The 10,885-nt window shown below is 69.4% G+C and carries 10 protein-coding genes and 3 pseudogenes; 4 read left to right on the top strand and 9 right to left on the bottom strand.

The window, feature by feature from the left end; translation table 11 throughout:
- Nucleotides 1-23 precede the first annotated feature (23 nt).
- On the bottom strand, nucleotides 24-629 hold the full coding sequence (locus DA085_RS12080; RefSeq protein WP_109473227.1) for a class I SAM-dependent methyltransferase: 606 nt from the start codon (nucleotides 627-629) through the stop codon (nucleotides 24-26).
- 105 nt (nucleotides 630-734) lie between these two features.
- Between DA085_RS12080 and DA085_RS12085 the strand changes: the two genes are divergently transcribed.
- Entirely contained in the window at nucleotides 735-1,247 is a 513-nt protein-coding gene (locus DA085_RS12085; protein ID WP_109473228.1) for a DUF5709 domain-containing protein, read from the top strand.
- Nucleotides 1,248-1,251: 4 nt separating this feature from the next.
- Here the strand turns inward: DA085_RS12085 and DA085_RS12090 are convergent, their stop codons facing one another.
- From DA085_RS12090 to DA085_RS12105, 7 genes and pseudogenes are all read right to left on the bottom strand, one after another.
- Nucleotides 1,252-1,704, bottom strand: a complete 453-nt coding sequence (locus tag DA085_RS12090; protein WP_109473229.1) for a PNPOx family protein — start codon at nucleotides 1,702-1,704, stop codon at nucleotides 1,252-1,254.
- Nucleotides 1,705-1,841: 137 nt separating this feature from the next.
- Nucleotides 1,842-2,471, bottom strand: a complete 630-nt coding sequence (locus DA085_RS12095; RefSeq protein ID WP_109473230.1) for a regulatory protein RecX — start codon at nucleotides 2,469-2,471, stop codon at nucleotides 1,842-1,844.
- Nucleotides 2,472-2,476: 5 nt separating this feature from the next.
- Nucleotides 2,477-3,043 carry a hypothetical protein gene (locus tag DA085_RS21835; protein ID WP_272914488.1) on the bottom strand — a complete coding sequence of 189 codons (567 nt, stop codon included), beginning with the start codon at nucleotides 3,041-3,043 and terminating at the stop codon, nucleotides 2,477-2,479.
- 171 nt (nucleotides 3,044-3,214) lie between these two features.
- A pseudogene (locus DA085_RS22035) lies at nucleotides 3,215-3,772 on the bottom strand (LAGLIDADG endonuclease); the annotation flags it as partial.
- A gap of 57 nt (nucleotides 3,773-3,829) precedes the next feature.
- Nucleotides 3,830-5,785, bottom strand: a pseudogene (locus DA085_RS21850) (LAGLIDADG family homing endonuclease); the annotation flags it as partial.
- Nucleotides 5,759-6,010, bottom strand: a pseudogene (locus DA085_RS21855) (recombinase RecA); the annotation flags it as partial. The pseudogenes DA085_RS21850 and DA085_RS21855, both read right to left, overlap by 27 nt.
- A gap of 232 nt (nucleotides 6,011-6,242) precedes the next feature.
- Nucleotides 6,243-7,370 carry a PIN domain-containing protein gene (locus tag DA085_RS12105; RefSeq protein ID WP_109473232.1) on the bottom strand — a complete coding sequence of 376 codons (1,128 nt, stop codon included), beginning with the start codon at nucleotides 7,368-7,370 and terminating at the stop codon, nucleotides 6,243-6,245.
- A gap of 156 nt (nucleotides 7,371-7,526) precedes the next feature.
- On the opposite strand from DA085_RS12105, the gene DA085_RS12110 reads away from it, so the two are divergent.
- Nucleotides 7,527-8,852 (top strand): aspartate kinase, encoded by a 1,326-nt coding sequence (locus DA085_RS12110; RefSeq protein ID WP_109473233.1) that lies wholly within the window; start codon nucleotides 7,527-7,529, stop codon nucleotides 8,850-8,852.
- 5 nt (nucleotides 8,853-8,857) lie between these two features.
- Entirely contained in the window at nucleotides 8,858-9,955 is a 1,098-nt protein-coding gene (locus DA085_RS12115) for an aspartate-semialdehyde dehydrogenase (protein WP_109473234.1), read from the top strand.
- 252 nt (nucleotides 9,956-10,207) lie between these two features.
- On the opposite strand, the gene DA085_RS12120 is transcribed toward DA085_RS12115, so the two are convergent.
- The gene (locus DA085_RS12120) at nucleotides 10,208-10,435 is read right to left on the bottom strand and encodes a DUF3046 domain-containing protein (RefSeq protein WP_109473292.1); all 228 of its coding nucleotides are present in this window, start codon (nucleotides 10,433-10,435) and stop codon (nucleotides 10,208-10,210) included.
- Nucleotides 10,436-10,672: 237 nt separating this feature from the next.
- On the opposite strand from DA085_RS12120, the gene DA085_RS12125 reads away from it, so the two are divergent.
- Nucleotides 10,673-10,876, top strand: coding sequence for a hypothetical protein (locus tag DA085_RS12125; RefSeq protein ID WP_154402186.1), 204 nt, complete (start codon nucleotides 10,673-10,675; stop codon nucleotides 10,874-10,876).
- Nucleotides 10,877-10,885: the final 9 nt, after the last annotated feature.

A 10,885-nucleotide genomic window follows, 5' to 3' on the forward strand; every position in this document is an offset into this window, starting at 1 on the left:
GTCTCACCCGGACAGGACGGCGCTCACCGCTGGGCGGTGGCGAGGAAGACCGAGTAGGGCGTGCCCTCCTTGAGGAGCGTGGTGCAGTCGGTGACCCTGACCTGGGAGAACCCGGCCTGCTCCAGGGCAGCCGCCAGCTCGGCGCGGTCGAAGCCGTGGTGTCCGTCGAAGTCGTGCTGGTGGAACGAGCCGTCCTCGCGGTCGAGGTCGGCGACGAACACGTGCCCCCCGGGGCGCAGCAGGGCGGCGAAGCCCGCGAGCACGGTCGGCAGGTCGCGCACGTGGTGCAGCACGAGCGAGGTGACCACCAGATCGAACTGCTCGTCGGGCACCGCGTCCCGCTCCAGGTCCAGGTCCCACACCTCCGCGTCGGGGAGGACACCCGCGTCGATCTTCTGCTGCATGACCTGCCGCATGCCGCGGGAGTTGTCGGCCAGCACGACGGGTCCGACCCGCTCCCGCAACGCCTGGGTCACCAGGCCGGTGCCCGCGCCGTACTCCAGGAGGCGTGCCGAGGGCTCGATCGGCACGGCTTCCAGGATCGCGGCCGCGACCTCCTGCGCCCGGCTGACCTTGTCGGGGTCGCTGTCCCACTCGGCCGCCCTGCTGTCAAAGTTCTCGGAGCCCATGCTCCACAGGGTGCCACGTCCCGGCGACCGGGGTGACGGGGTGTCGTTCCCGGGAGGCGAGGTCTACGCCGGGGGCTACGCTCGGGGGAGCGAAAGGAGCGCATCATGAGCGATCAGCCCGGACGTGAAAGCCTGACCGACGAGTACGGCGCCACCTACAGCCTCGATGACGAGGACCAGCTGCAACCGGAGGACACCCTCGTCGGCGACGAGGACCCACTGGACGCTGGTTACCAGACAGCGGAGCGTCTGCACGGCTCGCGGGCCTGGGGCACGACACCCGATGAGCAGCGCACCGACGAGACGATCAACCAGCGGATCGGCCAGGAGGTGCCCGACCCGCACTCGGCCTACGGCGCCCCCGACAACGAGAGCGGGCTGGACGAGGACCCGCGCGACCGGGTCGGCGGGGACGACCCCGACTCGATCCCGGCCGAGCGAGACTTCCTGGGCGAGCAGGGTGGCGAGGTCGGCCAGCTGGTATCCCCGGACGAGGGTATGCGGGAGGACACCGAGAAGGACCTGGTCGCCGCGGACGAGCCGGAGATCGGTGGGGAGAGCGCGGAGGAGGACGCCATGCGCTACACCACCGAGGACACCGAGCAGTTCGAGGACTAACTGTTCAGGGCAACTCGTCGTCCGCCCCACCCTCGTGCGGCTCTGCGGACCAGCCGGTCACCGAGAGGATCCGCAGTGGGAGGACGCGCACGAACGGCTGGTCGCGGTACTGCACGTACTTCGTGGCCAGCTCGCACCCCAGTTCTGCCTCCTCCCCGGGTGAGGTCTGTCCCTCGCTGAGCAAGGTGGCGCGCGCCCACCACAGCCGGGACCAGTCGAGCGGGTCCCAGTGCTCCACGAGCAGGGTGGCGCGGGGGTCCAGGAGCAGGTTCTCCTCGCGCTGCAACCGCGTCGTGCTCTTGGGCTTCAGGGTGTCCACTGGGATCGCGAGCAGATCCCCGTGCACCGCAAACACCACGGGAACGGCGTCCACGCCGCGCTCGGCGTGCACGGTGCAGAGGACCCCGTGATCCTGGGCCTCGAGCTGGGCTCGGGCTGTGGCTGCGGTGAGTCTCATGGCACCAGGCTGCCGCCGGACAAGGGACGCTGCATCCCGTAGGTCCCGCTGGGCAAGGGACGGCGTATCCCGTCGGTCCCGCTGGGCAAGGGACGGCGTATCCCGTCGTCGGTCCCGCGGCAACCACCGCGGGCGCCCTAGTCGCGCTGGTGCTCAGGAAGCTCGTCGAGGGCCTCACGGATCACCCGGAAGGCCACGGTGCTGTCATAGCCCTTCCGAGCCAGGAAGCCGGCGAGTCGGCGCATCCGCACCTGCCGGTCGAGTCCGCGCATGGTGCGCAACCTCTTCTCGACGAGCTCGCGGGCCCGCTCGTGCTCATCCTCCGGATCGACGTCTGCGAGGGCTCCCGCGATGATCTCGTCGGCCACGCCCTTGCGTCGCAGTTCCTGGCTCAGCGCGCGGCTCGCCAGGCCCTTGGTCTCCTGTCGGTTGCGCACCAACATGTGGGCGTAGGCCTCGTCGTCGACGAGACCGACCTCCACGAGCCGGTCGAGCACCGCGCGTGCGACGTCGTCGTCGCAGCCCTTCTGTCGGAGCTTGTCCTCGAGCTGCTTGCGGCTGCGCGGCGCCATCGTGAGCTGGCGCAGCACGATCTGGCGGGCCACCGCGTGCGGGTCAGGCTCAGCGTCCTCGCGTGCCGGCAGGGGGACGTCCGCATCACGGGCAGCGGTCCGCTGGACGGGGTCGGTGGACTCGGCCGCCGCCAACAGCTGCCTCGCCCGGGCAAGCCGGTCGGCCTGCCCGGACGAGGAGGTGCTGTCCGTCATACGGATCAGAAGTTGACCGAGACCTCACCGGTCCGCGGGTCGACCCCGTCGGGCACGCCCGGGTCCCCGCCACCGGCCACCGCGCCCAGCTCAGCGTCGGCTGCGTCCTCGCCCACGGGCCGCGGTCCCACGCCCAGCTTGGCCTTGATCTTGCGCTCGATCTCGTCCGCCAGGTCAGGGTTGTCCTTGAGGAACTGCCGGGCGTTCTCCTTGCCCTGGCCCAGCTGGTCGCCCTCGTAGGTGTACCAGGCTCCCGCCTTGCGCACGAAGCCGTGCTCGACACCCATGTCGATCAGCCCGCCCTCACGGGAGATGCCCTGGCCGTAGAGGATGTCGAACAGCGCCTCCTTGAACGGCGGCGACACCTTGTTCTTGACAACCTTGACGCGGGTCCGGTTGCCGACCGCGTCCGTGCCGTCCTTGAGCGTCTCGATGCGCCGCACGTCCAACCGGACCGAGGCATAGAACTTCAGGGCCTTGCCACCCGTGGTCGTCTCCGGGCTGTTGTGCACCATGACGCCGTCAACGAAATAGTTGTGGGTGCCCTCCACCTCGATGTCGAACCTGTCCATCGACCGGGTCTGCGGCTTGACCTTGACCTCGAGCACCCGGTTGGGCACGAGAACTTCCCGGGGCTCGACGAACTCCGGCTCCACTGCGAACTGGCCTCGTAGTCGCGGCAGCAGCTTGTAGTCCATCGAGGGGTGGACATAGGGAGCCACAATCTCCTGGAAGCGCGCCGACCCGGCGGTGGTCATCTGGAGAACTGCCTTCTGGGCCGCCCCGCGGACTGTCCACCCGCATTCGACGCCGTGTTCGTCGCGCAGGTAGTCAACCAGCCGGTCCCGGGAACCGGGGCTCATCGACTCCACACCGAACTCGACCGGCCCGCTGCCGCCGACCGTCCGGGCCTGGAGCCCGTCGCTACGCACGGTGAAGGACCCGTCGTCCATGAACCAGACCGCCAGGGCCAAGGGAGTCAGGGCCTTGAGGTACTCGGTAGTGATGTGCTTCTTGCCGTCGCCGAAGTAGACGACATCGCGCAGTTCACCGAGCTCCGCCAGCGGCCGGAAGTCGACGTGCACCGCGCCGGTGGGTCTGGTCGTGCGCGTGTGCTCGATGTTGCCGAGCATGGCGACCTTCCAGTCCAGGTAGTCGACCTGCTGGGCGCCGTGTCCGAGCCGATAACGCACACCTGCCCGGTCGCGCCCGTTGGGGGCCAGGTGCCCATCACCCATCAGCCCCCCGAGGATGGTCTGCCACTGGGTGTCGCTCAGCCGCGCCGTCTCCGAGGTCAGCACGCGGTCACCAGCGATGAGTTCCCCTGCCTCGCGCCAGCCTCCTGGAGTCCTGATCAGATGGTTCTCGGTGGCCGCGAACTGGGACCGGCCATTGCCACCGGACTTGGCGACCATGAATTGCAGGAACCGCTCGGTCGGGCCGTTGTTGAACCAGTTGGTGACCGGCCTGTTGACGATGCTGTCGGTGGCGGGGTCATAGGTGCGCACCTCCACCGGCAGCTTCTGGTTGACGATCTTGCCGATCTTCTCGGTCGATCCGTCGGCGAGTGTGACGCGGGTGCTGTAAGAGAAGCAGCCGAACATCACACCGATCTTCTCGCGCAGCTGGTTGATGAAGATTGCTGTGGTGCCGGTCTGGCTCATCGCACCAGTGATCTTGCGCAGGGCCTGCGACATCAGCCGCGCCTGGAGCCCGACGTGACTGTCTCCCATCTCGCCCTCGATCTCGGCGCGCGGCACCAGAGCGGCGACCGAGTCGATGACGATGATGTCCAGCGCCCCCGAGCGGATCAGCATGTCCGCGATCTCCAGTGCCTGCTCACCGGTGTCCGGCTGGCTGACCAGGAGGGCGTCGGTGTCGACACCGAGGGCCTTGGCGTACTCCGGGTCGAGCGCGTGCTCGGCGTCGATGAAGGCCGCGATCCCGCCGGCCTTCTGGGCGCTGGCGACCGCGTGGAGCGCCACGGTGGTGTTGTGGGACAGCACTCCGTTCGCGATGAAGCTGTGCGTGTCCGGGACCATCAGGTCAAAGGTCGGCTGGACGCCACCGTCCTCGATCGCGGTGATCGACTCGTAGGAGTAGTTCGCACTCGCCAGGAAGCTGAGGTGCTCCAGGATGCCGATCGCCCCGATCGAGAGGCTCTCCCGACGCTCCTCCGCCCATGCCACCAACTTGGCGAGCCGCTGGCGCGAGCAGGCAAGGTCCATGTCGTCCCGGAACAGGTCGCCCGCGATCCGGTCGAAGGCCCGGTCTCCGCCGATCGAGTCGCGGAGATCCCGCACGAGACCCTTCAGGTGCGGAATGTTCTCGAACTGGGGATCGCGCGGCGAAGCCCGGAAGTGGTCGGCGACCTGCCCCGCCCGGCGAGCCGACCGGAACCCGATCTGGTCCAGGAACCGGTGCGCGACCGACGGGTTGATGAGCACGGAGTAGTAGTCACGCTGATAGGTCTGGTTGAAGCTGGTCTGCAGCGTCGAGGGGATCCCGAAGCCGTAGAGCATCAGCTGCACCTGCTTGCCCAACTCACGCGAGGCGGTACCCAGGCCGATCGTGGACGTGGGGTCGATCCAGCCGTCGCCCTCGAAGAGTGCGGACAGGAAGGCACTCTGTGCCTTCGGGCCGGCCGTGCGCACCACCTGCGGGACCGTCTTCTGGGGTGCGTTGGTGAACGCTAGACCGTAGTCCTGCTCGAGCCTGGCACGGAGGGCCGTGTCGAAGATGCAGTGCTCTTTGCCGTCGTAATGACGGACGGTGGCACCAAACAGGCGCTCAGCGATTGAGGTGTACTCGGCCGCGACCTCAGCGTCCCAGTTCGTGAACCGCACGGCGTGACGGTTGTTCTCGCCCAAGGTCCCCTCTGCCACGAGGTAACCCAGGAAGACCGCCTCGTCCTCGGACAGGTGGCTGTTGCCGACCGACTGCTCGGCGCCGTAGAGGGCCGACACGAGCGTGTCGCCAACCTGGAGGTTGCCTGCCTGCCGCCACACGATGAACCCGCGATCACTGACGACTCGCAGTGGGTGGTTGTGCGTGACGGACACGGAGCGCCCCGACCGCAGTCCGATCTTCAGCACCGGCTTGCGGTTGTTGTGCGTCAGCGCTGCGACTCCTTCGAGCTCACCGCGCTCGTTGACCACGCGGAGTCCCTGGTCACTGACGTCCGTCACTGCCGAGCGACAACTCGCTGCCAACCCCGACCGCTCGAACACCTCAGCAACGGTCTCCAACCCGTGGTCGGTCCACACGTAGGTGTCCGCCGTCAGACACTTTCCCGAGCTCTCCGGTCCGTACACCTCCACGACGCGACCGCGCGGGAAGCCACCGACCCCGAGCGCGACGTCCAGGGCGATGGAGCCGGTCGGGATGACGGCGATCGGCGGGCGGCTGTCATCGCCCAGACGCATCACCGCGCCCTTGCCGTACTGCTTCTCGACCTGCGCCAGGACCGACTCAAGGGCCTTGGACTTGTCCCCCTGGATCTGCTGGATCGGTGTGGGCCTGCTGTTCGGTCGTGCCATGTCCTGCTCCTTCGCACTCGTGGGTGGGCGCGCCTACCGGCGACCGACCGCGGTGTGCCCGACCCCACCGGGCCGCGTGCTCATCCGTGTCCTGTCAGACGCTAGATGCCACCACCGACACTCCCCCGATCACAGTCACAGGCTGTGGACAGGCGAGCCCTCGCAATGGCACCTGTGCACCACGATAATCGAATGTGTGTGCGATTCTGCGCGACACGCGGGGTTGCCCGGATCAGGGTTCGAGCGTCTCCAGCAGGTAGTCCTTGTCGACGTCACTCCAGTCCAGCGAGATGATTCCCTCGGTCGCCGCCGCGCGGGAGAACTGCAGGAACGAGCGGTAGCCCAGCTTCTTCTCCGAGAAGCCGGGCACCTTGCGCCGCAGCTGGTCCTTCAGGCCGGACAGCGGCACGCTCTCCTGCCCCTTGGAGAGCTCGTCCACCACCGTGCGCAGCAGCGCGAACGCCTCCTCCTTGTCGCCGGTCTCGGGCAGGAGGATCTCCGGGTCGCCCTTGGCCGGGCCCTCGGAGAGCTCGATGACGTTGCGGTCGGCCAGGTGGCGCAGCAGCTCACCGAAGGCCCGGAACCCGTAGTCGGCCTCGCTGAACGTCGGGTCCTTGCGGACCAGCGTGCGCTTGAGGACCGAGGCCGTGACCTCGCCCGCCTGGCTGGTCTGCAGACCGCTGAGGGTCTGCGCGACCAGGACGGCCAGGTCGGGCTGCGTGGACTCCTCCGAGTCCTCGTCCTCGGAGTGATCGGTCTCGTCCTCGATGACCGGCTCCGGCACGGGGGCCTTGCTGCCCCTGCGGCTGCGGCCCGACTTCTTCTCGCTCGGCCCACCCGAGCCCGAGCCCGAGCCAGGGCCGGCGCCGTCCCTGGCCGGCAGCGGCTCGACGCCCTCGAGGTTGTCGTAGTAGAGGAACTCGTCACACGCGGGCGGCAGCATCTTGGAGGTCGAGTCGCGCACACCGAAGCCGATGACCCGCTTGTCCAGCTCACGCAGCTTGAGCACCAGCGGCGTGAAGTCGCTGTCGCCGGTGCAGATCACGAAGGTGGAGATGTAGTCGCGGGCGAACGCCATCTCGATGGCGTCGACCGCCATCTTGATATCGGCCGCGTTCTTGCGCGAGGCGCCCATCCGTTGGGTCATCTCGATGAGCTCGACCTGGGCCCGTGTCAGCATCCGGCGGTCCTCGTCGAAGTAGGACCAGTCGGCGTAGGCCCGGCGCAGCACGACACGGCCCCGCTCGGCCAGGGCGTCGGTGATGGGCTTGAGCTCGAAGCTGCCGCCCAGATGGTCCCGCGCGCCGAGCGCGAGGTTCTCGTAGTCCAGGAACAGGGCGATGCGTTCTTCGGTGGCCACGCCCCCAACCTACGGCCTCCGCTCACCCACCGGGCACTCCCGTGTCCCGTCCGACGGAGGAACACCCTGCACAGCCGCTGCGACTGGACGTAGACTGACCTGCACTGACGACGGTGTCAGCCCCTCGTCATCCTCCCCGCACCCCCCGGAAGTCCCATGGCCCTGCTCGTCCAAAAGTTCGGCGGCTCCTCCGTCTCCGACGTCGACGCGATCCGCCGCGTCGCCCAGCGTGTTGCCGCCTCGCGCGCGGCCGGCGACGACGTCGCCGTCGTCGTCTCCGCGATGGGAGACACAACCGACGACCTGCTCGACCTGGCCGGCCAGGTCAGCCCCAACGGGCCGCCCGAGCGCGAGCTCGACATGCTGCTCACCGCCGGTGAGCGCATCTCGATGGCGCTGCTGGCGATGGCGATCCAGGACCTGGGCACCCCCGCCCGCTCGTTCACCGGCCAGCAGGCCGGGATGCGCACGGACAGCTCGCACGGCCGCGCCCGGCTCCTCGACGTCACGCCGTCCCGCGTCGCGGAGACCCTGAAGCGCGGAGAGGTGGCGATCGTCGCCGGCTTCCAGGGCGTCTCGGAGGACGAGGACATCACGACGCTGGGCCGGGGAGGGTCCGACACCACGGCTGTTGCCCTGGCCGCGGCGCTGAATGCCGACGTCTGCGAGATCTACACCGACGTCGACGGCCTCTACACCGCCGACCCGCGCATCGTCCCGACCGCCAGCCGGGTCACGCGGATCACGATCGAGGAGACCCTCGAGATGGCGGCGCAGGGCGCCAAGATCCTGCACCTGCGCGCCGTCGAGTACGCCCGCCGGTTCGGCGTGCCGCTGCACGTCCGCTCCAGCTTCTCCGACCAGGAGGGCACCTGGATCCTGGTCGACCGCCCCCTCACCGGCGCCCTGCACCAGGACGGGACCACGCGCCATACCTCCGACACCACCACGACCGAGGACCCCATGGAAGACCCCCTGATCTCGGGCATCGCCCACGACAAGTCACTGGCCAAGATCACCGTCGTCGGCGTGCCCGACCGGCCCGGAGCGGCCGCCAAGGTGATCGGCGCGGTGTCCACCGCCGGCGTCAGCATCGACATGATCGTGCAGAACGTCTCCACCTCCCCCGAGGGCCTGTCGGACATCTCCTTCACCCTCCCCGAGGCGGACGGCACGGTGGCCGTCGCCGCCGTCCGCGAGCTGCAGCACGAGCTGGGCGTCGCCGACGTCCTCTACACCAGCCACGTCGGCAAGCTCTCCCTCATCGGCGCCGGCCTGCGCTCCAACCCTGCGGTGGCACAGCGGATGTTCGGGGCCCTGGCCGAGGCGGGCATCAACATCGAGATGATCTCCACCTCCGAGATCCGCATCTCGGTCATCACAGACCAGGACGTCCTGGAGGAGGCCGTGCGTGCGGTGCACCGCGCCTTCCGGCTGGACTCCGACGCAGAGGCCGTGGTCTACGGCGGGACAGGACGGTGAGCAGTATGTCGACAGCCACCTCGGGTGTGCACGTCGCCCTGGTCGGGGCGACCGGTCAGGTGGGGGCGGTGCTGCGCAGGCTGCTGGCCGAGCGCGACTTCCCCGTCGCCAGCGTGCGGTATCTCGCCTCGGCCCGGTCGGCCGGCCGCGAGCTGCCCTGGGAGGGCCGTTGGGACGGCGTCCCCGCCGAGCCGCGGCAGATCGTGGTCGAGGACGTGGCCACCGCTGACCTCGCCGGGATCGACATCGCCCTGTTCTCCGCCGGTGGGAGCACCTCCCTCGCCCAGGCCGAGCGGTTCGCCGCTGCCGGCGCCGTGGTCGTGGACAACTCCTCGGCGTGGCGGATGGACGACCGGGTGCCGCTGGTGGTCAGCGAGGTCAACCCTGAGGCCCTGGACTCCGCTGTGGCAGACGGTGGCCGGCGCATCGTGGCCAACCCGAACTGCACCACGATGGCGGCCATGCCCGTGCTCAAGGCACTGCACGACGTGGCCGGCCTGAGCCGGCTGGTCGCCACCACCTACCAGGCCGTCTCCGGCAGCGGTGTGGCCGGGGTGGCTGAGCTGGCCGGTCAGGTCCGAGCGGGTGCGGAGCAGGAGCTGGAGTCTCTGGCCCAGGACGGCGCCGCGGTGCAGCTGCCGGAGCCGGCCACCTATGTGGCGCCGATCGCGTTCAACGTGGTCCCGCTCGCCGGCGACCTCGTCGACGACGGCTCCGGCGAGACCAACGAGGAGCAGAAGCTGCGCAACGAGTCGCGCAAGATCCTCGGGCTGCCGGACCTGCCCGTCGCGGGCACCTGCGTGCGGGTGCCGGTGTTCACCGGCCACTCGCTGGCGATCCACGCGGAGTTCGAGCGGCCGATCACCCCGCAGGAGGCCAGCACCGCGCTGGCATCCGCACCCGGTGTGGCCCTCGCCGACGTTCCGACCCCGCTGGCCGCCGCCGGGCAGGACCCGTCCTACGTCGGCCGCATCCGCACCGACCAGTCGGTGCCTGACGGCCGGGGCCTCGTGCTGTTCGTGAGCAACGACAACCTCCGCAAGGGCGCCGCGCTCAACACCGTGCAGCTCGCGGAGAAGCTCGTGGAGCGCGGCCTGGTCTGACGGCATGCGGCCTCCCGGCTCTGCATTTGTCGTCGCCAGGCGTGACTTCTGCAGAGCCGAGCGGGCCCAGCGCATCTTCTGCAGAGCGAAGGGCACCCGCCTCGCCCCACCGCACGCGACCAAACCTCCCGGCTCTGCATTTGTCGTCGCCAGGCGTGACTTCTGCAGAGCCGAGTGGGCCCAGCACGCCTTCTGCAGAGCCGAGCGGGCCCAGCACGCCTTCTGCAGAGCCGAGCGTGGCCGGCGCGGCTCTCAGCGGCGCTTGCTGGGCTTGATCTCCCTGGGCAGCCAGCGCTCCTCGGGGACGTCCATGTGGCGGCAGAACTCCAGCCAGACGGTCTTGACCGGCACCCCCGCCTCGATCGCCTCTGCGGGGGTGCGCTCGCCGAGGGCGCTCAGCACCTGGCTGGTCGCCTGGAACCGCCCGTAGGCTCCGCCGAACTCGTCCTCGACAGCGCGCCAGAACTCACTCACCCGCACGCGGTGCACCGTCCGTCCGTGTCCTCATGGGCACAGAGGGTATGCGGTGTGACTGGGAGCGGTGCGCGGCCGGACGACGGGGGAACAACCGCCGGGCGACCGGTGGGGATGTGGCGCCCGCGGGGAGACCCGGCGGCGCGGACCACGGTCGGCGTGCCTGCCTGCAGACCCGGGGTGAGAGGATGCAGTGAGAAGATGGACCGAGGAAGTGGTCCCACACCCAAGACGGAGGACACGGTGCGACCCGAGCAGGACTTTGCGTGGTGGCAGAAGCTGCTGATCAAGGCCAAGATCTGGCAGCCGCCCCACCTCACGATGCACCACGTGGTGCGCGACATGGAGCGCCCCGTGCCGCCGCCGGTGACCGGCGCCTACGGCAACCGGGTCGTCACGTCGACGCGCCCCCGTCTCGTCCCCCAGCGCGACGACAACCGGGGCTGACCCAGGGCA

It is taken from the genome of Ornithinimicrobium cavernae, from assembly GCF_003121625.1.
Taxonomy (GTDB): domain Bacteria; phylum Actinomycetota; class Actinomycetes; order Actinomycetales; family Dermatophilaceae; genus Ornithinicoccus; species Ornithinicoccus cavernae.